The sequence below is a fragment of the Citrobacter sp. CK185 genome (genome assembly GCF_030333565.1).
GTDB classification, from domain to species: Bacteria; Pseudomonadota; Gammaproteobacteria; order Enterobacterales; family Enterobacteriaceae; genus Citrobacter_B; species Citrobacter_B koseri.
This window is the reverse complement of the sequence record NZ_JAOWFR010000025.1, coordinates 398,023-423,095: the sequence shown is the minus strand read 5'-3', so window position 1 is coordinate 423,095 and position 25,073 is coordinate 398,023. Positions and strand designations below refer to the sequence as shown.

Below are 25,073 nucleotides of genomic sequence, written 5' to 3'. Positions count from 1 at the left end.
AAAGTAAATGTCATTAATCAGTATGCATGGCGCATGGCTGTCGTTTAGCGACGCGCCGCTTCTCGATAACGCAGAGCTGCATATCGAGGATAACGAACGCGTGTGCCTGGTGGGCCGTAATGGCGCCGGGAAGTCAACGCTGATGAAGATCCTCAACCGCGAACAGGGACTGGATGATGGACGCATCATTTATGAGCAGGATCTGATCGTCGCGCGTCTGCAACAGGATCCGCCGCGTAATGTCGAAGGCAGCGTTTATGATTTTGTTGCGGAAGGGATCGAGGAGCAGGCTGAATACCTGAAACGTTACCACGATATTTCCCGCCTGGTGATGACCGACCCCAGCGATAAAAATCTCAATGAGATGGCGCGGGTGCAGGAACAGCTCGACCACCACAACCTGTGGCAACTGGAAAACCGTATTAATGAAGTGCTGGCGCAGCTTGGGCTCGATCCTAACGCGGCGCTCTCTTCGCTTTCCGGCGGCTGGCTGCGTAAAGCGGCGCTGGGCAGGGCGTTGGTCAGCAACCCTCGCGTATTGTTGCTGGATGAGCCGACCAACCACCTGGATATTGAAACGATCGACTGGCTGGAAACGTTCCTGAAATCTTTCAACGGGACGATTATTTTCATTTCCCACGACCGTTCGTTTATCCGCAATATGGCTACCCGCATCGTCGATCTCGATCGCGGCAAACTGGTTTCTTATCCGGGAGATTACGATCAGTATCTGCTGGAGAAAGAAGAAGCCCTGCGCGTGGAAGAGTTACAGAATGCTGAGTTCGATCGCAAACTGGCGCAGGAAGAAGTCTGGATCCGCCAGGGCATTAAAGCGCGCCGTACCCGCAATGAAGGTCGCGTACGTGCTCTGAAAGCGATGCGCCGCGAGCGTAGCGAACGCCGTGAAGTGATGGGGACGGCGAAGATGCAGGTCGAAGAAGCGGCCCGCTCCGGCAAGATTGTTTTCGAAATGGAAAACGTCAGCTATCAGGTTGACGGCAAGCAGCTGGTAAACGATTTCTCCGCGCAGGTGCAGCGTGCCGACAAGATTGCTTTAATTGGCCCTAACGGCTGCGGGAAAACCACGTTGCTGAAACTGATGCTGGGTCAGCTTCAGGCGGACAGCGGACGTATTCATGTCGGCACGAAGCTGGAAGTGGCTTATTTCGATCAGCATCGCGCGGAACTGGATCCCGATAAAACCGTGATGGATAACCTTGCTGAAGGTAAGCAAGAGGTGCTGGTTAACGGTAAGCCGCGTCATGTGCTGGGCTATCTTCAGGACTTCCTGTTCCATCCTAAGCGCGCCATGACGCCGGTTCGCGCCCTGTCTGGCGGAGAACGTAACCGCCTCTTACTGGCGCGTTTGTTCCTGAAACCCAGCAATTTGCTGATTCTCGATGAACCGACTAACGATCTGGACGTTGAAACGCTGGAGCTGCTGGAAGAGTTGATTGACGGCTATCAGGGAACTGTCCTGCTGGTGAGCCATGACCGTCAGTTTGTGGATAACACCGTGACCGAGTGCTGGATCTTCGAGGGCGGCGGTAAGATTGGTCGCTATGTCGGCGGATACCATGATGCGCGTGGTCAGCAGGAACAGCATCTGGCGTTTAAACAACCCGTCGTCAAGAAAACTGAGGAAGTGGTTGCCCCGAAAGCAGAAATTGTAAAGCGCGGCAGTAACAAACTAAGCTATAAACTGCAACGCGAACTGGAACAGCTCCCCCAGTTACTGGAAGAGCTGGAGGTCAAACTGGAAGCGTTGCAGGCGCAGGTGGCGGATGCCGCCTTTTTCAGCCAACCGCATGATCATACGCAAAAAGTTCTGGCCGATTTGAGCCACGCAGAGCAGGAACTTGAACAAGCCTTTGAGCGCTGGGAGTATCTTGAAGCCTTGAAGAATGGCGCATAATTAAAGGAGCGCATATGTGCGAACATCATCATGCTGCGAAGCACATTTTATGCTCGCAATGTGACATGCTGGTGGCGTTGCCCCACCTTGAGCATGGGCAGAAAGCGGCATGTCCAAGATGTGGCACAACGCTGACGACCGAGTGGGACGCGCCAAGGCAGCGTCCCACCGCCTATTCGTTAGTGGCGTTGTTTATGCTGCTGCTTTCCAATCTTTTCCCTTTCGTGAATATGAACGTCGCGGGTGTGAGGAGCGAAGTCACGCTGCTTGAAATCCCCGGCGTCATGTTTTCGGAAAATTACGCCAGCCTTGGCACCTTCTTTTTGCTGTTTGTCCAGCTGGTTCCGGCTTTTTGCCTGGTGACGATATTATTGCTTGTGAATCGTGTCGAATTGCCGCTACGTGTGAAAAAGGTTCTGGCGCGCGTGCTGTTCCAGCTAAAAACCTGGGGAATGGCGGAGATCTTCCTCGCAGGCGTGCTGGTCAGTTTTGTTAAGCTGATGGCTTACGGGGATATCGGGGTTGGAAGCAGTTTTATTCCGTGGTGCTTCTTCTGCATCCTGCAATTGCGCGCGTTTCAGTGCGTCGATCGCCGTTGGTTATGGGACGATATTACGCCGATGCCTGTGCTGGCGCAGCCGCTGAAACCTGGCGTTACCGGCATCCGCCAGGGACTGCGTTCCTGCTCCTGTTGTACGGCCATTCTCCCGGAGAATGAATTAGTGTGTCCGCGCTGTCATGCAAAGGGTCATGTGCGACGCAAAAACAGCCTGCAATGGACGCTGGCCCTGTTATTTACGTCGATCATGCTTTATCTGCCCGCGAATATCATGCCGATCATGATCACCGATTTATTGGGATCAAAGATGCCTTCTACGATCCTCGCCGGGGTCGTTTTGCTCTGGAGTGAAGGGTCTTATCCGGTGGCGGCGGTTATTTTTATTGCCAGTATTATGGTGCCAACGCTAAAAATGATTGCGATTGCCTGGCTGTGCTGGGATGCGAAAGGGCATGGCACACGCGACAGTGAAAGAATGCACCTGATTTATGAGGTGGTGGAATTTGTTGGTCGTTGGTCAATGATTGATGTGTTTGTAATTGCCGTACTCTCTGCGCTGGTGCGCATGGGGGGGTTAATGAATATTTATCCAGCGATGGGTGCATTGATGTTTGCTTTAGTCGTCATTATGACAATGTTTTCTGCGATGACCTTTGATCCGCGTCTGTCGTGGGATCGTGAACCTGAACCAGGCCATGAGGAGTCCTGACAGTATGGAATCTAAAAATGGGGAAGCCAAAGTGCAGAAGGTAAAAAACTGGTCTCCCGTGTGGATATTCCCTATCGTCACTGCGCTGATTGGGGCATGGGTGCTGTTTTATCACTACAGCCATCAGGGGCCTGAAGTCACCTTGATCACCACGAATGCCGAAGGTATTGAAGGCGGTAAGACCACCATCAAGAGCCGTAGCGTGGATGTGGGGGTGGTGGAAAGCGCGACGCTGACCGACGATCTTACGCATGTAGAGATCAAGGCCAGATTGCATTCCGGCATGGAAAAACTGCTGCACAAAGATTCGGTCTTTTGGGTGGTGAAACCGCAGGTCGGGCGTGAAGGGATCAGCGGCTTAGGCACGTTGCTGTCCGGGGCTTATATTGAGTTGCAGCCGGGGACGAAAGGTAACAGGCTGGAGGATTACCAGTTGCTGGATTCCCCACCTCTGGCGCCGCCAGATGCGAAAGGCATCCGCGTTATTCTTGACAGCAAAAAAGCCGGGCAGCTCAGTCCGGGCGATCCGGTGCTTTTCCGTGGTTACCGCGTTGGCTCGGTTGAAACCAGCACCTTCGATCCGCAAAAACGCTCCATCAGCTATCAACTCTTCATTAATGCGCCAAACGATCGGCTGGTGACCAGCAACGTCCGTTTCTGGAAGGACAGCGGTATTGCGGTGGATCTGACTTCTGCCGGTATGCGGGTTGAAATGGGATCGCTAAGCACGCTGTTTGGCGGTGGCGTGAGCTTTGACGTGCCGGAAGGGCTTGAACTGGGGCAGCCGGTTGCGGAAAAAACCGCTTTCAGCCTGTATGACGATCAGCGAAGCATTCAGGATTCGCTGTATACCGACCACATCGACTATCTGATGTTCTTCAAAGATTCGATTCGCGGCCTGCAACCGGGCGCACCGCTGGAGTTTCGCGGGATTCGCCTGGGGACGGTCAGCAAAGTGCCTTTCTTTGCGCCGAATATGCGTCAGGTGTTTAACACTGACTACCGTATTCCGGTGCTGGTACGCATTGAGCCGGAACGCCTGAAAGCACAATTGGGCGAAGAGACGGATGTCGGCGCGCATCTGGCCGAACTGCTCAAACGCGGCCTGCGCGGTTCACTGAAAACGGGCAATCTGGTGACCGGCGCGCTGTATGTTGATCTGGACTTCTATCCGAAAGAGCCGCCAATTACGGGCATTCATGAGTTTAACGGTTATCAGATCATCCCGACGGTAAGCGGTGGTCTGGCGCAAATCCAGCAGCGTCTGATGGAAGCGCTGGATAAAATTAATAACCTGCCGCTGAACCCGATGATTCAACAGGCGACCAATACGTTGTCGGAAAGCCAGCGGACGATGAAGCATCTGCAAACCACGCTGGATAATATGAACAAGATTACCTCCAGCCAGTCGATGCAGCAGCTCCCGGCGGATATGCAGAACACCTTGCGCGAACTGAACCGCAGCATGCAGGGCTTCCAGCCTGGCTCCGCGGCGTATAACAAGATGGTGGCGGATATGCAGCGTCTTGATCAGGTTCTCCGCGAACTGCAACCGGTATTGAAAACGCTGAACGAAAAGAGCAACGCGCTGGTATTTGAAGCGAAGGACAAGAAAGATCCAGAGCCGAAGAGGGCGAAACAATGAAAAAGTGGCTAGTGGTGATGATGGCGTTCTGGTTAACGTCATGTAGTAGTAGCGGAGAAAACAAGAGCTACTACCAGCTACCCGTCGCGCAAGGGGGCGTACAGAGTACGGCAAGCCAGGGAAACCGCTTATTGTGGGTGGAACAGGTTTCGGTGCCGGACTACCTGGCGGGCAACGGCGTGGTGTATCAAACCAGTGATGTGCAGTACGTGATTGCGAGTAACAATCTTTGGGCCAGCCCGCTGGACCAGCAGTTGCGCAATACGCTGGTGGCGAATCTGAGCGCTCAGCTTCCGGGCTGGGTGGTTGCCTCACAGCCGCTGGGCAGCGTGCAGGATACGCTTAACGTGACGGTGACGGGATTTCATGGCCGTTATGATGGCAAAGTTATCGTAAGCGGGGAGTGGCTACTGAACCATCAGGGGCAGTTGATTAAGCGCCCATTCCACATCGAAACCGCGCAGCAGCAGGACGGGTATGACGAAATGGTCAAGGTGCTGGCAGCCGCCTGGAATCAGGAAGCCGCCGCTATCGCTCAGGCGCTGAAGCAAATACCATAAGTTAAAAATATTGTAAATTTAACCGCTTTCGGCACGTCGCCGGGGGCGGTTTTTTTGTTTTTCTGCCCGGTGAAAATAGCTGTTCTGGCTCACAATTTTTGTACAAATGATTTATTGAGTAGCTCACAAATATGACAATGGCGTGAATTTTGCGCATTGACGGGACAACTTTTTCGCGGTATTCGTTTACTGTGATTGCACATTTCGTAATCACTGTTTTCTTTTCCACCAGACATGAAGATGAGGGAAACGAGGCATGAAGAGACAAAAACGAGATCGCCTGGAACGGGCACATCAACGTGGATATCAGGCCGGCATTGCCGGACGCTCAAAAGAAATGTGTCCCTATCAGACGCTGAATCAGAGGTCGCACTGGCTGGGAGGTTGGCGAGAAGCCATGGCGGACAGGGTAGTAATGGCCTGATTCTGTCTCTTTAGAAAAAAGAAACCTCCGCACTGCGGAGGTTTCGCCTTTTTACAGGCAGGTCAGATAACGTGGTTATGCTGCCATCCGGCAATGACGCCGTGCTTGTGGCAACGCTTATCAGACCTGGAGATGTCCGCGATCAGAACGCTGACGTGTCCTGGAACAGACCTACTTTCAGGTCGTTGGCGGTGTAGATCAGACGGCCATCAACCAGAACTTCGCCATCCGCCAGACCCATGATCAGACGACGGTTAACGATACGTTTGAAGTGAATACGGTAGGTCACTTTCTTCGCGCTTGGCAGAACCTGACCGGTAAATTTCACTTCACCTACGCCCAGCGCACGGCCTTTACCTTCGCCGCCCAGCCAGCCGAGATAGAATCCAACCAACTGCCACATTGCGTCCAGACCCAGGCAGCCCGGCATAACCGGATCGCCGATAAAGTGGCATCCGAAGAACCAGAGATCTGGATTGATATCCAGCTCAGCTTCAACATAACCTTTGTCGAAGTTACCGCCAGTCTCTGTCATTTTGATGACACGGTCCATCATCAGCATGTTTGGTGCCGGCAGTTGTGGGCCTTTAGCGCCAAACAGTTCACCGCGACCAGAGGCAAGAAGGTCTTCTTTTGTATAGGATTCGCGTTTATCTACCATGTTCTCTGTAAGCCTTATTTTATTGAAGCACGCAGGATAGCTAACACGTGTACGCTGAACAAGTCCGATCAGTTCGGTATAAACCAGTTTAGCCAACGTAGCGGCCAGGGAAAACGATGACGTCCTTCCTGTTGTGTAGCCTGGGCAATACGTTCCTGGATGGTCTGCATCAATGTTGTCTGACCTTCGCCATCCCACACCAGATTAAGCAGAAGCGGCAGTGCGTCTGTTACGTCGTCTACCGCCCAGATGCTGAATTTCTCTTCTTCCACGGCCTGCAACAGCGCAGGCTGGAGGCTGAGGTGTCTCACGTTAGCTGCCGGAATAATAACGCCTTGTTTACCCGTCAGTTCACGCTGCTGACAAATTGTGAAAAAGCCTTCAATTTTTTCATTCAGGCCGCCAACAGGCTGAGCGCGTCCAAACTGATCGACGGAACCGGTAATCGCGATATTTTGATTAACCGGCACATTGGACAGAGCGCTGATCAATGCGCACAGTTCTGCCATTGAGGCGCTGTCGCCATCCACTTCACTATAGGACTGTTCAAAGGTCAGCGAGGCAGAGAATGGGATTTGCTGTTCAAGCTGTAGTTCCGACATCAGGAAAGCCTGCATGATCATCATCCCCTTGGCATGAATGTTACCGCCAAGCTCGGCTTTTCGCTCGATGTCCGTGAATTCACCGTCGCCAATATGAACGACGCAGCTGATGCGTGAAGGCTCGCCAAACGCGCGCGGATGGCCGGGAAATTCAATGACGGAAAGGGCGTTAATCTGACCAATGCGCTCGCCTTCCGTTTCAATCAGGATCTGCTCTTGCAGGATTTCGTCCTGCATACGCTCTGCAAGATAGCCTTCGCGCCATTCGCGTTGGGCAAGCATCAGGGCGAGCTGTTCGGCGCTGCATGTCCCGTCCTGGCACAGCGGCGCGGCTTCTCTGAACTGGCGGGAAATCCATAGCGGACACAGTGGAAGCGTGTCCTGTTCTCCCGTGTAGCGAACGGCTTCGCGTACCAGCACTTGCCAGGCATCAGGCGTTGGCGTTGGCAGATTATTGCGTTTAAGCGTGTGCTGAACCCACTGACACCACTGGGTCATGGTTTCGGCATCCACTATTTGCAGATTGTCTTCAAATTCGCTGTAAATCGCCTGTTCAGCCAGTTCCGGCTCCATTTCCTGGAAGTCGGCTAACGATTCACGCTCGCCAACCAATACGACTTTCAGCTTGAGCGGCATAGACGGCACAGAGACCGGCAACGGACGCGACTCGTCAAACGCGACCCAGTCGAATCGGTTATGGCTGACAATCGCCTTCAGACGCATCCACAGCAACGGCTGCGCCAGAAGGGTGCGTAAGGAGATCACCAGAACGCCGCCGTTAGCCTGATGCACCAGACCCGGTTGCAGCGTAATTTCGCCGTTAAACTGGCGCAGACAGCCAAACAGCTGTTCGGCTTCAACCCAGTCAGCGCTGACAACCTGCGCCGACGTGGCAAAATTGTCTTCTGCTTTTTCTGCTGCGCGATAACGGATAGTGTGGCCCGAAATTTCGTAATGGCCCCCGGTCAGCTGACCGGCATCGGCTTGCAACGTTCTGGCCGCATCAGAAAGGAGAGTGAGATACTCGGGCTCTTCCGGCGCTTTCGCCAGCATAAAAGAGGACGACGCCCAGGGCTGAAGAAGTTGTTCCAGCGCAAATTGCAGTCGCGGTTGAATATCGCTGAGTAGGGTGGCGCTTTCGTCAGTAAAGTGTGGCTGTGCAAATATTTCCTGATAACTGTCGGTATCAGGAACCAGATCACGCCATGCAAGTTTCGTAATGGTCAAAGTTGAGGTTTTTTAGTCTGTTGTAAAAAACGCGATTATACCGTAACAGGCAACGCTGCACACGCGGAAAGCGAATGTAAACGTGCAGGATGACGCGTGAGAGTTCACAGGCTGGATATTCTTTTCTTCAGATGCCCAAAAAACTGATATTCTGATAGGAGTTACACGGTAACGTTGAGAGCGCAATGAAATATCAACAACTTGAAAACCTTGAAAGCGGCTGGAAATGGAAGTATCTGGTGAAGAAGCACCGCGAAGGGGAGTTGATTACCCGGTACGTGGAAGCCAGTGCTGCCAAAGAAGCCGTTGATTTGTTGCTAACCCTCGAAAATGAACCGGTTCGGGTAAATGCCTGGATTGAAGAGCATATGAATCCTGCGCTGTTAAACCGTATGAAGCAGACCATACGAGCACGGCGTAAACGACACTTTAATGCCGAGCATCAACATACGCGCAAGAAGTCTATCGATCTGGAGTTTATTGTCTGGCAGCGTCTGGCGGGACTCGCGCAGCGACGTGGCAAAACGCTTTCAGAAACGATTGTGCAGTTGATTGAAGATGCGGAACATAAAGAGAAATACGCCAGCAAGATGTCGACCCTGAAGCAGGATTTGCAGGCATTACTGGGGAAAGAGTAGCGGTTCGTTTCTTCTTTCTTCTGGTTTCAGACGAAAAAAACCCCGCAGTGCGGGGTTTTTTATTAGACGGAAACTTAAGCCTGCGGCTGAGTTACAACGTCTTTAACGCCTTTAACTTCGATCTCAACGCGACGATCCGGGGCCAGGCAGTCGATCAGTGCAGCGCGAGCTTTCACGTTGTCACAGGTGTTGCCAGTAACCGGGTTGGATTCGCCCATACCGCGTGCGGAGATTTTGTCAGCCGGGATACCTTTGGAGATCAGGTAATCAACAACAGACTGAGCACGTTTTTCGGACAGACCCTGGTTGTAAGCGTCGGAACCGATACGGTCAGTGAAGCCCAGAACCACGACGGAACCGTCTTTCGGGTCCAGGTTGCTCAGCTGGCTGTACATCTGATCCAGAGCCTGCTGGCCTTCTGGTTTCAGCGTTGCTTTGTTGAAGTTGAACAGAACGTCAGACTTCAGAGTGAAGTGCTTGGTCTGTACTTCTGGAGCCGGTGCCGGAGCTGGAGCAACCGGAGCTGCTTCTTCCTGCTGGCCGAAACGGTAGGAAACACCAACGCTCAGCAGGCCGTTATCTGGACGACCGCCAACGGTGTTTGCGTCGCCGATGTTGTTAGTCCACTGGTATTCCAGACGGGTAGCGATGTCACGCGTTACAGCGTACTCTACGCCACCAGCGAATACTGGGGAAACACCGGTATCGTGATCTTTGAAGCCAGTGTTGTTCTGAGCGTCTGCGCGCCAAACCATACCACCCAGACGGGTGTAGACATCCAGATCGTCAGTGATCGGATAACCCAGTTTAGCAGTCAGCTGAACGCCCTGAGCTTTGAATGCACCGTTTTGAGTGTTGCCTTTGTACGGCATACGACCTAACCAGTCGTAACCCATTTCAAAACCAACGTACGGGTTTACCTGATAACCACCGAACGCACCAGCACCCAGTTGGCTTTCATGGGTCGGGCCGTTGTTGTCGATCTGGTTGTTGCCAACATCATGGAACTGAGACCAGCCCAGTTTGGCACCAGTGTACCAGGTGTTATCTTTCGGAGCGGCCTGCGCTACGGTAGCGAAACCAGCCAGTGCCACTGCAATCGCGATAGCTGTCTTTTTCATTTTTTGCGCCTCGTTATCATCCAAAATACGCCATGAATATCTCCAACGAGATAACACGGTTAAATCCTTCACCGGGGGATCAGCTCAATAGTTACTCTACCGATATCTGCGGCTTATGCCGAGCACCCCTGGCGATGTAAAGTCTACAACGTAGTTGAAAACTTACAAGTGTGAACTCCGTCAGGCATATGAAAAAAAAAGGCTTGTATACATAATATTTAACATTTCCTGCTGAGAAATCGCTCAGCGAAAATCGCGGAAACCGCTTCTGACAAGCATTCACACACAAAAAGTATTAAGCTTCAGAGCAGATCAAAGAGCAGAAAAAAAATTCCAGGATAAATCCTAATTTCACTCAATGATATAAATTTGAGTGAATTTTTAGCCCGGAATGGTGTCTCGTGGCATGAGCGTGTGCGCTCACAGGACGCATGATAAATCCCATCGCATTTCCCTCATCTGCCGCTTGCACAAGCCGGGTGTGTTCTTCTTCACTGAGCTCATCCGCCAGCCAGCCGATAACGACGCTGTAGTTGCCCGTCCGCAATGCGCGAATCATCGACTCCAGCGTATGGCATGGAGAAAGTTGGCTAATCTGCATCACTTTTGTTAAAGGCAGCCCCGCAGATTGAACCCATTCCCGGCTCAGCTTTTGTTGCGGCGTCAGCCAGAGCTGCCAGCGTGATTGCTGACCTAATTGTTGCAGCAGCGGTAAAAGCAGTAATTGCGTCATCATGGGCTGGTCCTCGCGATAGACCACTTCGCTAATAAGCCCGGCGGTGGTGTTCTCTGAAGAGACGCGCGCAATGCTGCCCGCAGTGGAAGAGAACAACGAAGAACGATTTGCATAGCCTGAAGTGTACATAATCAATCCAGCCCTGTGGGTTACTGTATGGATATACAGTAACTCTGCCGCCAATAAAGATCAACCCTATTTTCGGAAACAGACTCGCAATTTTTATCTGTTGTCGCCGTAAAAATGAAATTCATCTTGCTCACTGAGAATAAGTTGCCTATTTTCGTCATTAACGGATCTGTTACTGCAAATCATTCTTTTACTTTATGATTTAAAAGGGATTTTATGAAATTACGTTCCTATGACAAGATCTATAAATCACAAGAATATTTAGCCTCTCTGGGCACGGTTCACTATCGTTCGCTGTTTGGTAGCTACAGCCTGACAATCGAGGATACGGTGTTTGCGATGGTGGCTGAGGGAGAGCTATACCTGCGCGCCTGTGAGCAAAGCGTCGCGTACTGCGTGAAGCATTCTCCCGTTTGGTTAACATTTATGAAACGTGGCCGTCCCGTCATGTTGAATTATTACCGGGTGGATGAAAGCTTATGGCGCGATCAACAACAGCTGGTGCTTTTATCGCAGTATTCGCTGGATGCTGCCATAAAAGAAAAACGTACCCGTTTTTCACAACGTCGATTGAAGAATCTGCCAAACGTGACGTTTCATCTGGAGAACCTTCTGCATGAGGCCGGAATTAATGATGAAAACACATTGCGGATACTCGGCGCAAAAATGTGTTGGCTGCGGCTAAGAGAGAGCAATAAGCTGCTGACGGTGAAAACTCTCTATGCGTTAGAAGGGGCGATTGCTGGCGTACATGAAGCGGCGCTCCCGGCGGTACGCCGCCAGGAGCTTGCTGAGTGGGCGCAGTCGCTTACGCCGGAGCACCAGAAGGCGACGGCGTGATTTGCCGCTGTAAACGACCAATCTCAGGCAGTAATGCAATGAGCAGGCCGACTTGTTGCACCACCAGGGGTTCTTTACTGTCTGGTTTTGGCTCCAGGTGCTGAATCCGCTCTTTCAGGCTTGCCAGCTCCTGGTGAACGCGCTGTTCATCGGCGGGTTGATGGTGAAGCGCATCATCGACATAACACACTGCATCATCCAGCAGCGCCAGGACATCCGGGTTGGTGAGCTGTTCGCGATGCGCGCCCAGAGCAGAGATATAGCTGGTAAAGGTATGATTGAGGCAGAGTAACCGGAACGCCGCCTCACGAGTTTCGGCAGTGACATCGGGTTCGCTGGACATATTCGACACCACCGAGGCCAGCTCGGCATCACGGTTGTGGGCGTCACGGCGGGCAATGCGGTAGGCCAGCCGGTTATCCCGCCCCTGATGATACTGCTCAAGGATCGCGTCCAGGTAGCGGCAGTTCGCATCCGTGGCCCGTTGCAGGACACACGGCAGGTTACGAAAGCGCCAGTCGGGCCAGATAAAGCTGACGGCGGCCCACGCGATCGCACAGCCGATCAGCGTATCGATCACGCGCGGCAAGGCAACTTCGAAGCCTTCACCCAGCAGGTTAAAACAGAGTAGCACCAGCAGGGTGATGAACATCGTCGCATGGGCATACTGTACGTTTCGAAAAGCAAAAAACAGGACGCCGGTGATGACCAGCAGTATCAACTGGCCTTCAAGCGAGGGGACAAACCACAAGATTGGTATACCAATGGCGACGCCGACCAGCGTCCCGATGACCCTCAGCGCCAGCCGGTGCCGCGTGGCGTTATAGTTAGGCTGGCAGACGAACAGGCTGGTGAGCAGGATCCAGTAACCGTGAGTCATGCCGGTAATCTGGATCAGCGCGTAACCGACGCAGAGCACCAGCGACATACGCACCGCGTGGCGAAATAGCGCTGAATCGGGAGTGAAGTTACGGCTCAGACGTAGCCAGATATCACTGAATCCGTGAGGACTGTCGTCGGCAAGCAGGTTTTCTGATTCGCTGCGCGGCATTGCCTGCGCCTGCTCGGATTCAATCGTCGCCAGTTGCGCATCAATCGCCCGCAGATTGGACAATAAAAAGCCCAGTGTTTTGAGTAAGTCAGCAGATGCTCCAGCGGCGCGCATACGTTCGAGCGCCGCATCAATATGGGTAAACGCGCGTTCAAAGTGTGGATCATGCTGATAAGGCGTACGCAGTAATATACAGCGTGAGAGCTGCATACAGGCTTGCCCCTGCATCGACATCAGGCGCTGGAAACGGAACATCACGTCGCTGTGGCGGAAATGATCGCGCAACGTCTGATACTGAATATGCGATGAGCTTGCACGCTCGTGAATATCCTGCGCGACAAAATAGTAGTGCAGCGTGCGACGGGTTCCCCGTTGCCCCCGGTCGCCGCGTAAGCGAGTAAGAAGAGAGACTTTCGTCTGATTCAGCGTCGCCATCAGTTGTCCGTTGGCCAGCGCTAAATCATACAGCGGCGCCTGGCTTTCATCCTCGATATCCGGGTCAAACAAGCGCGACTTCAACTCCAGGTAGCGTGCAAGCTGTTCGTAGCTGCGCGCCAGATTATCCTGTAGGGGGCGAATTGGGAAGAGCAGATGCCCGGTCAGCGTCAGCAGGTTGTACCATACGGCGCCAGCAAGGAGCAGAATGGGCTGTTGATACCACTGGTCGTAAAGCGAGGTGCCCAGCATCGTGTAAATAGCGATAAGCAGCGCCCCGAAAGCAATGGTGGCGTAACGCTGCCCTAAACCGCCGAGCAGAATGAATCCGCTGGTAGAGAGCGTTAATCCAATTGCGAACAGCCACGGCCAGGGAAAGAGCAGTTCCACGGAAGCGGAGGCGATAAAAAAACAGATTAATGTGATGATTAAATTGCGCAGACGCCCGGTGAGACGATCATCCAGATCGGTCAGGGCGGCGGCGACCATACCGAGCGTTAACGGTATGGTGAGTTTGACATCGCCCAACCACCAGGGCAGGGCCGTTGTGCCGCATAGCGCGATAAAAATGCGAACGTAATACAGCCAGGTGCTGTTCCAGGTATAGCGTTTGAGCAAGGGACTTAACATAAAGGCCATCAGTCCTGATTACTCAAAGCGGCGACGCGCACTGGCTTCACGCGCCGCGCGAGCTGTCTCTACGGAAACCACGCGACGCCCTACCGGCCAGAGCGCAATGGCGGCGATTTTAAAATTCGCGATGCCGACGGGAATGCCGATGATCGTAATGCATTGCGCAATGCCGGAGGCGATGTGCATCAGGCAGAGCCACCAGCCAAAGACGATCAGCCAGAAAACATTGAGTACCGTACCGCCGGTATTCAACAGCGTGCTTTTCCCTGCCGGGTTCAGCTCGTCAACATGAACGGCCTCATTGCCGTAGGGAAGCAGCGAAAGTTTTGTAATCTCCCAGCATGAGCGGGTTAACGGTAATGTGAAAATGAGCACGATGCTGACGAGCGTCGCCAGCAGCCAGGCCAGAGTGGTGGCAAAACCACCCAATACAAAATTTAAAATATTCAGAACAGTACGCATAAACCCTCGGCTAACTCTGGTTTTCTGTGATTGCAGGCAATTGTAACGTTTTTTTGGGCTGGAGCACGTTTTCTCTGGCGGTTACACTGACAAGAAATACTCTTCGTCTGGATTCGCTGAGTCATGGAACTGAAAGCAACTTCTCTTGGAAAACGTCTGGCGCAACACCCGTACGATCGGGCCGTTATTCTCAATGCCGGTATTAAAGTCTCGGGCGATCGCCACGAGTATCTTATTCCATTCAATCAGTTACTGGCTATTCATTGTAAACGGGGACTGGTGTGGGGGGAGCTTGAGTTTGTCCTCCCGGATGACAAAGTGGTGCGTCTGCACGGTACTGAATGGGCAGAGACGCAGCGTTTTCATCACTACCTGGATGCGCACTGGCAGCGCTGGAGCCAGGAGATGAGCGAGGTGGCGGCCCGGGTTTTACAGGAACAACGGGATCTTATTGCCGAGCGAACCGGAGAAAAACGGTGGTTAACGCGCGAGCAAACGTCAGGATTACAGCAACACATTCGCCGCGCTTTTGCTGCATTACCGCTGCCGGTTAATCGCCTGGAGGAGTTTGAGAACTGCCGCGATGCCTGGCGTAGCTGTCTGGCATGGTTGAACGATATCGAGGGATGCCGCCAGCAGCATAATCAGGCCTATACCGAGGTGATGCTGACGGAATATGCCGACTTCTTCCAGAACATTGAGTCCTCGCCGCTGAATCCGGCGCAGGCCAGAGCCGTGGTCAATGGTGAACATTCTTTGCTGGTGCTTGCGGGAGCCGGGAGCGGTAAGACGTCTGTGCTGGTCGCGCGCGCAGGCTGGCTGTTAGCCAGGGGAGAAGCGGCGGCTGAGCAAATTCTGCTGCTGGCCTTTGGCCGCAAGGCCGCAGAAGAGATGGACGAACGCATTCGTGAAAGATTGCATACGGACGCGATCGCCGCCCGTACGTTCCACGCCCTGGCGCTGCATATCATTCAGCAGGGGAGTAAGAAAGTCCCGACCATCAGCAAACTGGAAAACGACGCTGCCGCGAGACATAAACTGTTTATCAAAACCTGGCGTCAGCAGTGCAGCGAGAAAAAAGCGCAGGCGAAAGGGTGGCGGCAGTGGCTGGAAGAGGAAATGCAATGGCCGCTGCCTGAGGGCAATTTCTGGGATGATGAAAAGCTACAGCGCCGTCTGGCCTCCCGGCTGGACCGTTGGGTGAGCCTGATGCGAATGCATGGCGGCGCTCAGTCTGAGATGATCGCCAGTGCGCCTGAGGAGATTCGCGATCTGTTCAGTAAGCGCATCAAATTGATGGCGCCGTTGCTGAAAGCGTGGAAAGGCGCGCTGAAAGAGGAGAACGCCGTCGATTTCTCCGGGCTTATCCACCAGGCGATCGTTATCCTGGAAAAGGGGCGTTTTATCAGTCCCTGGAAACATATTCTGGTGGACGAATTTCAGGATATCTCCCCGCAGCGTGCGGCGTTGCTGGCGGCGCTGCGCAAACAAAATTCGCATACCACGCTGTTTGCCGTTGGCGATGACTGGCAGGCGATTTACCGTTTCAGTGGGGCGCAGCTCTCTTTAACGACCGCGTTTCATCACTCTTTTGGCGAGGGCGATCGCTGTGACCTCGACACAACCTACCGTTTTAACGGGCGCATTGGCGAAATCGCCAATCGTTTTATCCAGCAGAATCCGCATCAGCTCAAAAAGCCGCTTAACAGTCTGACGGCGGGCGATAAGAAAGCGGTAACGTTACTGGATGAAAACCAGCTGGATGCCTTGCTGGATAAGCTTTCAGGATATGCGAAAGAGGATGAGCGCATTCTGGTACTGGCGCGCTACCATCATCTGAAGCCAGCCAGTCTTGAAAAAGCGGCGACCCGCTGGCCTAAGCTGCAACTGGATTTTATGACCATCCATGCCAGTAAAGGCCAGCAGGCTGACTATGTGATTATTGTCGGGTTACAGGAAGGCAGTGATGGTTTCCCGGCGCCTGCGCGCGAGTCGATTATGGAAGAAGCATTATTGCCGCAGGTGGAGGATTTCCCGGATGCGGAAGAGCGGCGACTGCTGTATGTGGCGCTGACGCGCGCCCGGCATCGGGTCTGGTTGTTATTTAACAAAGAGAACCCGTCGCGCTTTGTGGACGATCTTAAGCATCTGGATGTGCCGGTGGCGAGGAAACCTTAAGAGCAGGCGGCTTGTGCCGCCTGTGGGAGCGTTATTTCAGGCGTTCAGCCAGGTAACGTTGATAATCCGGGATCAGGATATCCACGGCATCGTTAAAATGGGGAGACTGGACAATAAAGTCAGCCGTAGACGCGTTGGTGGCGACCGGAATGTTCCACACCGTAGCCAGACGCAGGAGCGCCTTCACATCTGGATCGTGCGGAACGGCATTGAGCGGGTCCCAGAAGAAAATCAGCACATCAATCTTCCCTTCAGAGATCAGGGCGCCGACCTGCTGATCGCCGCCCATCGGGCCGCTCAGCATTGCGTTAACGTTCATACCCGTGGCGCGTTGAATTAAGTTTCCGGTTGTGCCTGTGGCATAAAGCTCGTGCTTTTCCAGCAGCGGCTGGTGGCGTTCCACCCAGCTCATTAACATCTGTTTGCAGTGGTCGTGCGCCACCAGAGCAATGTGTTTGCGCGCAGGCAAGGTGCGAGTCGTCAGTTCCATAGTTCAATTCCGTAGTTAACCTTGCTACAGAGTACTGGAAGCGCTTGACGCTGCAAGAGAAAGACGAAAAAAATGCGCGCCGACTCGTCATACTCGCCAGCGTCGACATAAAATGTCAGGAAGGCGGTTGTTTTTCCGCCCATTGCAGGAAGTTATTACGCGTTTGCGGATCGGCTTGTTTGAACCAGTATTTGAGTCGCTGCTCCGTGAGTGCCTGAGACTGCGGCGGAACGGCGTCCAGCTCAGAGATCCCGGAAAGCAGCGTGCTGTCATCGGCCATCATCGTGGCGAACTGCGGCAAGGAGGCGCGTTTATCGGCTTTGTTGTAGCGCTCAGTTTCGGTTTCGTAATCAATGATTTTGGCGGTCGAGGTGATTGCCAGAATATCCAGTTTGACCGGGATCGGCATTGCGTCGCCGTCCAGCAGTTCCAGACGCGGCGTGGTGGAAAAATGCGCGGCTTCTCGTTCGGTTTCCAGATGCGGAAGATGAAAATTGACCTGGCTGATGAGTTGCGTGTTAAAGCTGATCACCAGCGGGGGAGAAATGTAGAGTCGTTCCTCGTGGCTGGACAGGCGAATGGTTTTCTCAACGCGAAACACAAGCTGATGCGGGCCATTGTCCAGTTCGATGCTGTCCGCGCCGCGCAGCAATGAACTGGAGACTTTTTTGCCGTCTAACACTAAAAGGTCAATGTCATTTGAAAGACGAAGGGTCGTGGCAAAGGCGGTTACCGGCAAATACAGAACGAATAACATGGTTATAATGCCGGTTTTCATAGGGTTCTCCTGTCCAAAAACCGCCCGATTAATAATGTATCAAAATTTTTCGCTAATCATGTTTACTAACATATAGACATATTTTTAGCTTTTGCTCTCATACGTCCGTATGGGATGAATGGTTGCAATGTCAGGTTTGTCGTACACTTTGCAAAACAGCCTGGAGAAAGATGATGAAAGAGACCGATATCGCTGGCATTTTGACGTCCACGCGTACCATCGCGCTGGTGGGGGCAAGTGATAAGCCCGAGCGCCCAAGTTACCGTGTGATGAAATATTTACTCGACCAGGGCTACCACGTTATTCCTGTCTCGCCGAAGGTGGCCGGAACCACGTTGTTGGGGCAGAAAGGCTATGCGAAGCTGACGGACATACCGGAAAGGGTCGATATGGTTGATGTCTTCCGTAATTCAGAAGCCGCATGGGGCGTCGCGCAGGAAGCTATCGCCATTGGCGCGAGGACCTTATGGATGCAACTGGGCGTAATTAATGAGCAGGCCGCCGTGCTGGCGCGAAATGCGGGATTGAAAGTCGTGATGGATCGCTGTCCGGCAATAGAGATTCCGCGTTTAGGGCTGGCGAAATAAGGGCTCAGACATAGCGTGTAAGCCCGATAAGCGTCGCGCTATCGGGCATTTTACGTTGAATCAGTTGCGCAGACGCGGCGCTTGCAGCTGTTTGCGAATAGTGCGCGCCAGTTCATCCATCGAGGGTTGCTCGGGATGCTCATCTTGCGTTTCACTGCTTAACTGGGCTTCAGCCAGATAGGTATGTACAGGCTGGCCTTCATCATCTTCCATCACCACGTGATACCAGGGAGCGGCGCGAAGTTCGTCGTTAACCGCCAGCTCATCAGGTGACGGTTCATCAAGCGAATATTCCGGGTCGATATCCACGACCACTCCGAGGTAACCTAACAGGGAATGGCGGACCTGCTGGCCGATACCGAATTTGCTGGCAATCATAGTCACCTCCCGGGAAATAGATACTCTCAATATGAGGGTAACATTCCACTTTTCAAGTTACATGACGCGACAGGCAAACCCTTTCAGATACAGCCCTTCCGGGTAGGTAGCGATCACCGGATGATCGGCAGCCTGACGGAACTGCTCTATAAATTGTACATCACGACCGGCATCTATTGCGGCATCTGCAATGATTTTCTGAAATAAATCTGTGGTCATCAGGCCGGAACAGGAGAACGTCAACAGCACGCCGCCCGGATTCAACAACTGGATAGCCAGCATGTTGATATCTTTATAGCCGCGACAGGCCCCCATAAGTTGGCTTTTATTTTCGACGAACTTCGGCGGGTCCATCACGATGACGTCGAATTTCTCTCCACGATCGCGATAGGTGCGCAGCAGTTTGAACACATCGTCACGCACAAACTCGGCTTTGCTCAGATCCAGTTTGTTCAGCTCAACGTTTTGCTTCGCGATATCCAGCGCTTCCTGCGATGTATCAACGCTCACCACCTGACGGCAACCGCCCATCAGTGCCGACACGGCAAAACCGCCGGTATAGGAGAAGCAGTTCAGCACGCGCTGGTTTTCCACATAGCGACGTGTCGCCAGGCGGCTGTCACGCTGATCGAGGTAATAGCCTGTCTTATGACCCCCCTGAATATCCACCAGCAGCTTCATGCCATGCTCTTCAATGGGCAGCAGGGCCGGCGGCAGTTCGCCAGTGACAGGCCCCTGGGTGAGTTCCATCCCTTCTTTTTTACGCACGGCGACGTCGCTGCGGTCGTAGATCGCACATTCGGGATACTGCGTTTGCAATGCGCTGATCAGCGCGGCGCGTTGATATTCCGCACCTGCGCTCAATAGTTGCAGAACCAGGAAGTTACCGAAGCGGTCGATAGTGATGCCCGGCAAGCCATCGGATTCACCGGCGATCAGACGGTAGCTGTCCAGCCCGTCTTTTTTCGCCAGCCAGTCGCGCCACTGTTGCGCCTGGTGCAGACGACGAGTGAAGAACGCAATGTCGATGGATTCCGCCTGATCGAATGTCCAGACGCGTGCACGAATTTGCGAGGCGGGAGAATAGGCGCCGCGCGCTAACCATTTACCCTGATGGTCAACAATATCGATGGTTTCACCGAGGCTGGCTTTACCTTCCATTCGGGCTACGGCACCGGAAAAGACCCACGGATGGCGACGAAGTAAAGATTTTTCGCGCCCTTTGGCTAACACTAAACGTACACTCATAATTTGCTATTCTGTCGAATCAAAGAAATGGGCGCCATTGTCCTGAGTTTTGCGAGGATTTGCAACGCGCCCCGCGATGATAAGGAGCACAACAATGTCGAAAGTTTGCATAATCGCCTGGGTACACGGTCGGGTTCAGGGCGTTGGTTTTCGCTATACCACGCAGCATGAAGCGCAGCGCCTGGGGCTGACGGGCTATGCGCGCAATCTGGATGATGGAAGCGTGGAGGTGGTGGCCTGTGGCGAAAGTGAACAGGTGGACAAACTGATGAAGTGGCTGAAGGATGGTGGGCCACGTAGCGCCAGGGTAGACAGGGTTCTGAGTGAGCCACATCGTCCTGGCGAGGAGTTAACAGGTTTCCGTATCCGCTATTAAATACATTTCACCGGTTTAGGCAGGCCAGCAATCTTCGTTGCCTGCTTTGCCGGGCCTTTCGGAAACAGGCGATACAGGTAGCGGCTGTTGCCTTTTTCTTCGCCAAACTTATTCGCCATTGCTTTCACCAGCATACGGATGGCCGGAGACGTATTAAACTCCAGGTAGAAATCACGCACAAAACGCACCACTTCCCAGTGTTCAGGAGAGAGGGTAATACCTTCCTTTTCAGCAATCGCGACTGCCAGAGGTTCGCTCCATTCCGCCGTCTCTTTTAAATAGCCTTCGCTATCCGTACTGATTTCTTTGCCTTCAAAGATCAACATAAATTCTTCACAGCGTTAGTCAAACTGGCGTCAGTTTACCAAAAAACAAAGCCCCGCATAAGCGGGGCCTGGTTAATGCGTTCTTATATCTTAATCGCGGCTGGCGAAGCCCAGAATGCTCAGCAGGCTGACGAAGATATTGTACAGCGAGACATACAGGCTGACCGTTGCGCGAATGTAGTTCGTCTCACCGCCACGGATGATGTTGCTGGTCTCGAACAGGATTGCCCCGGAAGAGATCAGGATAAACACCGCGCTGATGGCCAGATGCAGCGCAGGCAGTTGCAGGAAGATATTCGCAACCATGCCAATCAGCACCACAACGATACCCGCCATCAGCATACCGCCCAGGAAGGACATATCTTTACGCGTTGTCAGTACATAAGCGGAGCAGCAGAAGAAGACCAGTGCCGTACCGCCCAGCGCCATGCCGATAACATCGCCCATACCCGCTGAGAGGTAGGCGTTGAGAATTGGGCCAAGAATGTAGCCCAGGAAGCCGGTAAAGGCGAACGCCGACAGGATACCGGTGGGTTTATTCGCCGTTTTATAGGTCAGGAACATCAGACCGTACATGCCTACCAGCGTCAGAATGAGACCCGGAGACGGCAGCATCAGCACCGTACTGGCGGTGGCGGTGATCGCAGAGAACGCCAGCGTCAGGCTCAGCAGGAAATAGGTATTGCGCAGCACTTTATGGGTGCTGAGTAGCGATGTGCGGTCGCGTGAAGAAGTAATAATACGATCCATGAGTCACTCTCTTATGACAGATGTAGTTAGCGAAAGAGGATAATAAAACCGCTGATAATCACACAGCGGTTTTACCCATCTTTACGCATTTGATCTCTAACAGGTTAAGCATGTTATTTCAGGCGTTGTCGCGAAACCCACCCGACATAAAACGTGACGGGGGAGAAGAGGCGGCAGTAAAGGTTGATGATGAGCGCATAATAAAAGAGGCGCAACGGAACATTTGCCGCCGGGCCTCTTTTTTATGCTGAATAAATGGTCAATTTGTTGTTATTTCAGGCTATTAACAGCTTTTTGCCTGTTTTTCAGGCAAACGAACACATTCGGGCTTTACACGGCGCATCGGGATGTTTATAGTGCGCCTCATTCAGGAAGTGTGGCCGAGCGGTTGAAGGCACCGGTCTTGAAAACCGGCGACCCGAAAGGGTTCCAGAGTTCGAATCTCTGCGCTTCCGCCAGATTAAACAAGGGGTTACCGAAAGGTAGCCCCTTTGTTTTTGTGTCAAAAAATATCGTATCCCGCTTCTTTCAGATCATGCCGAACCCCGGATAACAAAAGCTATCCGGGGTTTTCTTTTCCCTGGTGTGGGCGATTATTGTGCGTCGGCCAGTGTTAAAGAGGCGTCTTCCTGCTGAGTGTTCTTACGCTGTTGCTCAAGTTCCAGCGCGCCGCGATGAGAGAGATAGCAGAACAGAATGCAGCAGACGATCCCGCCCATCAGCAGATAGAAACCGCCGTGCCAGCCCATTTTATCCACCATTACGCCAAACAGGCTGGTACCTAACGAGGCGCCAAAGATGTAGCTCATAAATCCGCGTAAGCCAACGGCTGAACCTACGGCAAAGCTGGGAACAATTTCCATCGTCTGGACGGAGGCCAGAAACTGCGGGACGTAAATCAGGCAGCCAACAATCGCCGCGAAAACCGTCACCATCAGCAGAGATTCACTTTTCCAGTAACCGATCAGGCAGACGAAGATCAGCGCCATACAGATCATGGCTAACGGCATCCGACGACCTTTGAACAGTTTGTCGGAGAGCCAGCCGGCCAGCAGGGTAGAAGGAATGGCCGCCCATTCAAAAAACAGGAAGGCGACGCTCATCTGTTCCTTGGAAAAATGTTTCACCGTCAGCAGGTAGATAGGCAACCAGCTGATCATGCCGAAGCGCACCATATAGACGAACACGTCCACAAGGGAGACATACCAGGCGTTTTTGTTACGCAGCACGTACGTGCAGAAGATCTGGAATGCGCTCATGTTCTCCGGCGCTTTTACGGCGTGTCTGGTCTTCAGCACCACTTTCTCTTCCGGCATCATCTCTTCCAGCGCAGGCAGGCCCTCCTCACGCGGCGAGCCTTTACCAAGCAGCAGTACAATCAGGGCGAAAACCACCGCCACGCAGGCCGGAACAATGTAGCTGGCGCTCTGCCAGTGTTCACTGCCGAGGATTGCAAACGCGGCACCTACGATCGGGGCGACAATCCCGCCGCCAACGTTATGCGAAATGTTCCAGAACGCCCCCACACGTCCACGCTCCCGACGCGGGAACCAGTTAGCGATAGTGATAAAAGAGGGGCCGACGCCCATCCCCTGAAACAGGCCGTTCAGGACAACCAGCGCAGCGAAGATCCAGAATGCGGTACTGAACCCCAATCCGACGTTTACGATAGCGCACAGCACCAGGCCGCAGGCCATAAAGACTTTCGGGCTGGCTTTATCTGCGAGGCTGCTCATGACGCCTTTGCTGATTCCGTACGCAATGAGCATACAGCTGCTGAGCAAACCGATCTGCGTGGCGCTCAGGTCTAACTGTTCTTTCAGGTAAGGCGTGGATAATGTGAAGTTATTGCGCACAATATAGTACGCCAGATAGCCCAGAAATACGCTAAGCAGCGCCTGCATACGGTATCGACCATAAGTTGCCTGAATTTTCTCAGCAGGAACTTTATTCGCCGATGGCCCTGTTTTAAATATTGATAACATGTCGTCACCTGTATTTTATATTGGTATGAACATCAGGAGTATTCGGCATGAAGAGTGAAATAAGCGGCGATGAAACTCAAGTCGATGAAATGTGTCAAAATTGACTCAAAATGATGAATTGAAAGGCTATTTTTGACACGTTTTGAATGAGTGAAATGCGGCGTAATTAATCAGGCGCTGATTTTATGTCTGGCTTGTGCAGATATTAACAAATTCCACATTCATTATCTGGTAATCTTTGCTGGTATTTTCGGATGCCAGCACGAATATTTTTACGATAGTGGTTATTCATCCGCTAATCGTCATAAACGGGTAAGTTTTGTCTCAACGTTATTTTTTCGATATCTCAATATTTATGAACGGGATCACAAACATGTTTCTTCGTCGGGGCGGGATGGTTAGCAAAACGTTCGCGTTGCTGCTGCTGACCGCGTTGTTCAGACCCTGTGCGGCGCAAAGCAATGAACTGGTGATGGCGACAACATTTTCCCCCAGCGCCACCGCGTGGATTATCCAGCGCTGGCAGACGGAGCCGGGGTCGGTGATGATCCGCACGCTCAATCGCACCAGCGCCTCGCTGGAACAGTTGCTTGATACGGCAAATGCAGAAAACGTTGATCTGATTCTGACCTCGTCGCCGATGTTGCTTCAGCATCTTCAGGAACATCAAAAACTGGCGCCGTTCAACGGTGCGCCGTCAGTCAGTCAACATCTGGTACCGGAATCGATCCGTTCAACCTCCGTTGCCGTGGCTATATCGGGATTCGGTTTGCTGATTAATCGCTCGGCGCTGACTGCACGGCATCTGCCTTCGCCAACGGACTGGGACGACCTGACCGATCCCAGATATCAGGGGGCGCTGCTGATGAGCAGCCCATCGCGCTCGGATACCAACCACCTGATGGTGGAGGCGCTGTTGCAACAAAAAGGCTGGGCGCAGGGATGGGAAACGTTGTTGGCGAGTGCGGGAAACCTCGTGACGATTTCATCACGCAGCTTTGGCGTGGCGGATAAAATAAAAAGCGGGCTGGGCGTGGCCGGCCCGGTGATTGATAACTATGCCAATCTGTTGCTGAACGATCCTCATCTGGCCTTTACCTACTTTCCGCAGTCGGCCGTTTCGCCCACCTATGTCGCGGTACTCAAAAACAGCCAGCATGCCAGCGAAGCGCGGCGTTTTATTCGCTATCTGCTAAGCCCGGAAGGGCAGCGGATCCTCGCTGACGCCAATACGGGGAAATATCCGGTTACGCCGCTGGCGGCAGGAAACCCACGGGCAGCGCAACAGGCGGTGCTGATGAATCAACCGCCGTTAAATTATCGGCTGATCCTGAAACGTCAGCGTCTGGTTCAGCGTATGTTTGATACGGCAATCAGCTTTCGTCTCGCCCAGTTGAAAGATGCCTGGCGAGCGCTGCACAGCGCGGAAGCCCGTCTTAAGCGCCCGTTGCCTGAAATACGCGCGCTGCTAACCCGTGTGCCGGTCGATCCGGCAAGCAGTGAAGATGAAGCCTGGCTGGCGCAGTTCGACAATAAGAGCTTTGCGGAGCAGCAAATGATGGAGTGGCAGATCTGGTTTCTCAACAACCAGCGTCAGGCTATCAATAAACTGGAAGAACTGAAATGAAGG

The 25,073-nt window shown here is 53.0% G+C and carries 24 protein-coding genes and 1 tRNA gene; 12 read left to right on the top strand and 13 right to left on the bottom strand.

Annotated elements, in window-relative coordinates:
* Nucleotides 1-7 precede the first annotated feature (7 nt).
* From OGV79_RS14600 to rmf, 5 genes are all read left to right on the top strand, one after another.
* Nucleotides 8-1,915 (top strand): ABC transporter ATP-binding protein, encoded by a 1,908-nt coding sequence (locus OGV79_RS14600; RefSeq protein WP_115181753.1) that lies wholly within the window; start codon nt 8-10, stop codon nt 1,913-1,915.
* 14 nt (nt 1,916-1,929) lie between these two features.
* Entirely contained in the window at nt 1,930-3,183 is a 1,254-nt protein-coding gene (gene pqiA, locus OGV79_RS14595) for a membrane integrity-associated transporter subunit PqiA (protein WP_047457723.1), read from the top strand.
* A gap of 4 nt (nt 3,184-3,187) precedes the next feature.
* Complete coding sequence (gene pqiB, locus OGV79_RS14590; RefSeq protein ID WP_047457720.1) at nt 3,188-4,828, top strand: intermembrane transport protein PqiB; 1,641 nt, start codon at nt 3,188-3,190, stop codon at nt 4,826-4,828.
* On the top strand, nt 4,825-5,388 hold the full coding sequence (gene pqiC / locus OGV79_RS14585; RefSeq protein WP_012132972.1) for a membrane integrity-associated transporter subunit PqiC: 564 nt from the start codon (nt 4,825-4,827) through the stop codon (nt 5,386-5,388). The genes pqiB and pqiC overlap by 4 nt, the downstream gene beginning before the upstream one ends.
* A gap of 256 nt (nt 5,389-5,644) precedes the next feature.
* Nucleotides 5,645-5,812 (top strand): ribosome modulation factor, encoded by a 168-nt coding sequence (gene rmf / locus OGV79_RS14580; RefSeq protein ID WP_012905338.1) that lies wholly within the window; start codon nt 5,645-5,647, stop codon nt 5,810-5,812.
* 142 nt (nt 5,813-5,954) lie between these two features.
* Here rmf and fabA read toward each other — a convergent pair whose 3' ends face one another.
* Complete coding sequence (gene fabA / locus OGV79_RS14575) at nt 5,955-6,473, bottom strand: bifunctional 3-hydroxydecanoyl-ACP dehydratase/trans-2-decenoyl-ACP isomerase (RefSeq protein ID WP_012132970.1); 519 nt, start codon at nt 6,471-6,473, stop codon at nt 5,955-5,957.
* Nucleotides 6,474-6,541: 68 nt separating this feature from the next.
* The gene (locus OGV79_RS14570; protein WP_275375667.1) at nt 6,542-8,302 is read right to left on the bottom strand and encodes an AAA family ATPase; all 1,761 of its coding nucleotides are present in this window, start codon (nt 8,300-8,302) and stop codon (nt 6,542-6,544) included.
* A 185-nt stretch (nt 8,303-8,487) separates the two neighbouring features.
* On the opposite strand from OGV79_RS14570, the gene matP reads away from it, so the two are divergent.
* Nucleotides 8,488-8,940: a macrodomain Ter protein MatP gene (gene matP / locus OGV79_RS14565; protein WP_012132968.1), complete on the top strand. Its 453-nt coding sequence runs from the start codon at nt 8,488-8,490 to the stop codon at nt 8,938-8,940.
* Nucleotides 8,941-9,014: 74 nt separating this feature from the next.
* On the opposite strand, the gene ompA is transcribed toward matP, so the two are convergent.
* Both ompA and sulA read right to left on the bottom strand, forming a co-directional pair.
* Nucleotides 9,015-10,061 (bottom strand): porin OmpA, encoded by a 1,047-nt coding sequence (ompA, locus tag OGV79_RS14560; protein WP_047463714.1) that lies wholly within the window; start codon nt 10,059-10,061, stop codon nt 9,015-9,017.
* Between the two features lie 355 nt (nt 10,062-10,416).
* A complete protein-coding gene (gene sulA, locus OGV79_RS14555; protein WP_049008471.1) occupies nt 10,417-10,926 on the bottom strand; it encodes an SOS-induced cell division inhibitor SulA in 510 nt (169 codons plus the stop codon).
* A 216-nt stretch (nt 10,927-11,142) separates the two neighbouring features.
* Here sulA and OGV79_RS14550 point away from each other — a divergent pair, with 216 nt between their 5' ends.
* Nucleotides 11,143-11,766: a TfoX/Sxy family DNA transformation protein gene (locus OGV79_RS14550; protein WP_071258272.1), complete on the top strand. Its 624-nt coding sequence runs from the start codon at nt 11,143-11,145 to the stop codon at nt 11,764-11,766.
* Here the strand turns inward: OGV79_RS14550 and yccS are convergent.
* Both yccS and OGV79_RS14540 read right to left on the bottom strand, forming a co-directional pair.
* Nucleotides 11,735-13,882, bottom strand: coding sequence for a YccS family putative transporter (yccS, locus tag OGV79_RS14545; protein WP_024130467.1), 2,148 nt, complete (start codon nt 13,880-13,882; stop codon nt 11,735-11,737). The two genes, OGV79_RS14550 and yccS, sit on opposite strands and share 32 nt — an antisense overlap.
* An 18-nt stretch (nt 13,883-13,900) precedes the next feature.
* A complete protein-coding gene (locus OGV79_RS14540; RefSeq protein WP_012132963.1) occupies nt 13,901-14,347 on the bottom strand; it encodes a YccF domain-containing protein in 447 nt (148 codons plus the stop codon).
* 123 nt (nt 14,348-14,470) lie between these two features.
* Here OGV79_RS14540 and helD point away from each other — a divergent pair, with 123 nt between their 5' ends.
* Nucleotides 14,471-16,525, top strand: a complete 2,055-nt coding sequence (helD, locus tag OGV79_RS14535) for a DNA helicase IV (RefSeq protein ID WP_058668974.1) — start codon at nt 14,471-14,473, stop codon at nt 16,523-16,525.
* 31 nt (nt 16,526-16,556) lie between these two features.
* On the opposite strand, the gene mgsA is transcribed toward helD, so the two are convergent.
* On the bottom strand, nt 16,557-17,015 hold the full coding sequence (gene mgsA / locus OGV79_RS14530) for a methylglyoxal synthase (protein ID WP_012132960.1): 459 nt from the start codon (nt 17,013-17,015) through the stop codon (nt 16,557-16,559).
* A 115-nt stretch (nt 17,016-17,130) separates the two neighbouring features.
* The gene (locus tag OGV79_RS14525) at nt 17,131-17,793 is read right to left on the bottom strand and encodes a DUF2057 family protein (RefSeq protein ID WP_012132958.1); all 663 of its coding nucleotides are present in this window, start codon (nt 17,791-17,793) and stop codon (nt 17,131-17,133) included.
* Between the two features lie 173 nt (nt 17,794-17,966).
* On the opposite strand from OGV79_RS14525, the gene OGV79_RS14520 reads away from it, so the two are divergent.
* Nucleotides 17,967-18,380, top strand: a complete 414-nt coding sequence (locus OGV79_RS14520; RefSeq protein WP_049008447.1) for a CoA-binding protein — start codon at nt 17,967-17,969, stop codon at nt 18,378-18,380.
* Between the two features lie 60 nt (nt 18,381-18,440).
* On the opposite strand, the gene hspQ is transcribed toward OGV79_RS14520, so the two are convergent.
* Complete coding sequence (hspQ, locus tag OGV79_RS14515) at nt 18,441-18,758, bottom strand: heat shock protein HspQ (protein ID WP_012132956.1); 318 nt, start codon at nt 18,756-18,758, stop codon at nt 18,441-18,443.
* A 57-nt stretch (nt 18,759-18,815) separates the two neighbouring features.
* Nucleotides 18,816-20,006, bottom strand: a complete 1,191-nt coding sequence (rlmI, locus tag OGV79_RS14510) for a 23S rRNA (cytosine(1962)-C(5))-methyltransferase RlmI (RefSeq protein ID WP_049008455.1) — start codon at nt 20,004-20,006, stop codon at nt 18,816-18,818.
* Nucleotides 20,007-20,100: 94 nt separating this feature from the next.
* Between rlmI and yccX the strand changes: the two genes are divergently transcribed.
* A complete protein-coding gene (yccX, locus tag OGV79_RS14505; protein WP_012132954.1) occupies nt 20,101-20,382 on the top strand; it encodes an acylphosphatase in 282 nt (93 codons plus the stop codon).
* Here yccX and tusE read toward each other — a convergent pair.
* Complete coding sequence (gene tusE / locus OGV79_RS14500) at nt 20,379-20,708, bottom strand: sulfurtransferase TusE (protein WP_012132953.1); 330 nt, start codon at nt 20,706-20,708, stop codon at nt 20,379-20,381. The genes yccX and tusE overlap by 4 nt on opposite strands.
* Before the next feature lie 90 nt (nt 20,709-20,798).
* A complete protein-coding gene (gene yccA / locus OGV79_RS14495) occupies nt 20,799-21,458 on the bottom strand; it encodes an FtsH protease modulator YccA (protein WP_012132952.1) in 660 nt (219 codons plus the stop codon).
* A gap of 370 nt (nt 21,459-21,828) precedes the next feature.
* Here yccA and OGV79_RS14490 point away from each other — a divergent pair.
* Nucleotides 21,829-21,916, top strand: a tRNA-Ser gene (locus tag OGV79_RS14490).
* 135 nt (nt 21,917-22,051) lie between these two features.
* On the opposite strand, the gene pgtP is transcribed toward OGV79_RS14490, so the two are convergent.
* Nucleotides 22,052-23,443: a phosphoglycerate transporter PgtP gene (pgtP, locus tag OGV79_RS14485; RefSeq protein WP_024130464.1), complete on the bottom strand. Its 1,392-nt coding sequence runs from the start codon at nt 23,441-23,443 to the stop codon at nt 22,052-22,054.
* Nucleotides 23,444-23,837: 394 nt separating this feature from the next.
* On the opposite strand from pgtP, the gene pgtC reads away from it, so the two are divergent.
* Nucleotides 23,838-25,070 (top strand): phosphoglycerate transport regulator PgtC, encoded by a 1,233-nt coding sequence (gene pgtC, locus OGV79_RS14480; protein WP_172962719.1) that lies wholly within the window; start codon nt 23,838-23,840, stop codon nt 25,068-25,070.
* Nucleotides 25,071-25,073 lie beyond the last annotated feature (3 nt).

Excerpts from the sequence above, each read along its gene's own strand:
- pgtP (WP_024130464.1), bottom strand. The coding sequence starts at position 23,443 with ATGTTATCAATATTTAAAACAGGGCCATCGGCGAATAAAGTTCCTGCT.
- hspQ (WP_012132956.1), bottom strand. The coding sequence starts at position 18,758 with ATGATTGCCAGCAAATTCGGTATCGGCCAGCAGGTCCGCCATTCCCTG.
- yccA (WP_012132952.1), bottom strand. The coding sequence starts at position 21,458 with ATGGATCGTATTATTACTTCTTCACGCGACCGCACATCGCTACTCAGC.
- rlmI (WP_049008455.1), bottom strand. The coding sequence starts at position 20,006 with ATGAGTGTACGTTTAGTGTTAGCCAAAGGGCGCGAAAAATCTTTACTT.
- pgtC (WP_172962719.1), top strand. The coding sequence starts at position 23,838 with ATGGTTAGCAAAACGTTCGCGTTGCTGCTGCTGACCGCGTTGTTCAGA.
- sulA (WP_049008471.1), bottom strand. The coding sequence starts at position 10,926 with ATGTACACTTCAGGCTATGCAAATCGTTCTTCGTTGTTCTCTTCCACT.
- fabA (WP_012132970.1), bottom strand. The coding sequence starts at position 6,473 with ATGGTAGATAAACGCGAATCCTATACAAAAGAAGACCTTCTTGCCTCT.
- ompA (WP_047463714.1), bottom strand. The coding sequence starts at position 10,061 with ATGAAAAAGACAGCTATCGCGATTGCAGTGGCACTGGCTGGTTTCGCT.
- rmf (WP_012905338.1), top strand. The coding sequence starts at position 5,645 with ATGAAGAGACAAAAACGAGATCGCCTGGAACGGGCACATCAACGTGGA.
- pqiA (WP_047457723.1), top strand. The coding sequence starts at position 1,930 with ATGTGCGAACATCATCATGCTGCGAAGCACATTTTATGCTCGCAATGT.
- helD (WP_058668974.1), top strand. The coding sequence starts at position 14,471 with ATGGAACTGAAAGCAACTTCTCTTGGAAAACGTCTGGCGCAACACCCG.
- OGV79_RS14520 (WP_049008447.1), top strand. The coding sequence starts at position 17,967 with ATGAAAGAGACCGATATCGCTGGCATTTTGACGTCCACGCGTACCATC.
- yccX (WP_012132954.1), top strand. The coding sequence starts at position 20,101 with ATGTCGAAAGTTTGCATAATCGCCTGGGTACACGGTCGGGTTCAGGGC.
- OGV79_RS14600 (WP_115181753.1), top strand. The coding sequence starts at position 8 with ATGTCATTAATCAGTATGCATGGCGCATGGCTGTCGTTTAGCGACGCG.
- pqiC (WP_012132972.1), top strand. The coding sequence starts at position 4,825 with ATGAAAAAGTGGCTAGTGGTGATGATGGCGTTCTGGTTAACGTCATGT.
- yccS (WP_024130467.1), bottom strand. The coding sequence starts at position 13,882 with ATGTTAAGTCCCTTGCTCAAACGCTATACCTGGAACAGCACCTGGCTG.
- OGV79_RS14550 (WP_071258272.1), top strand. The coding sequence starts at position 11,143 with ATGAAATTACGTTCCTATGACAAGATCTATAAATCACAAGAATATTTA.
- mgsA (WP_012132960.1), bottom strand. The coding sequence starts at position 17,015 with ATGGAACTGACGACTCGCACCTTGCCTGCGCGCAAACACATTGCTCTG.
- OGV79_RS14525 (WP_012132958.1), bottom strand. The coding sequence starts at position 17,793 with ATGAAAACCGGCATTATAACCATGTTATTCGTTCTGTATTTGCCGGTA.
- OGV79_RS14540 (WP_012132963.1), bottom strand. The coding sequence starts at position 14,347 with ATGCGTACTGTTCTGAATATTTTAAATTTTGTATTGGGTGGTTTTGCC.
- matP (WP_012132968.1), top strand. The coding sequence starts at position 8,488 with ATGAAATATCAACAACTTGAAAACCTTGAAAGCGGCTGGAAATGGAAG.
- tusE (WP_012132953.1), bottom strand. The coding sequence starts at position 20,708 with ATGTTGATCTTTGAAGGCAAAGAAATCAGTACGGATAGCGAAGGCTAT.
- pqiB (WP_047457720.1), top strand. The coding sequence starts at position 3,188 with ATGGAATCTAAAAATGGGGAAGCCAAAGTGCAGAAGGTAAAAAACTGG.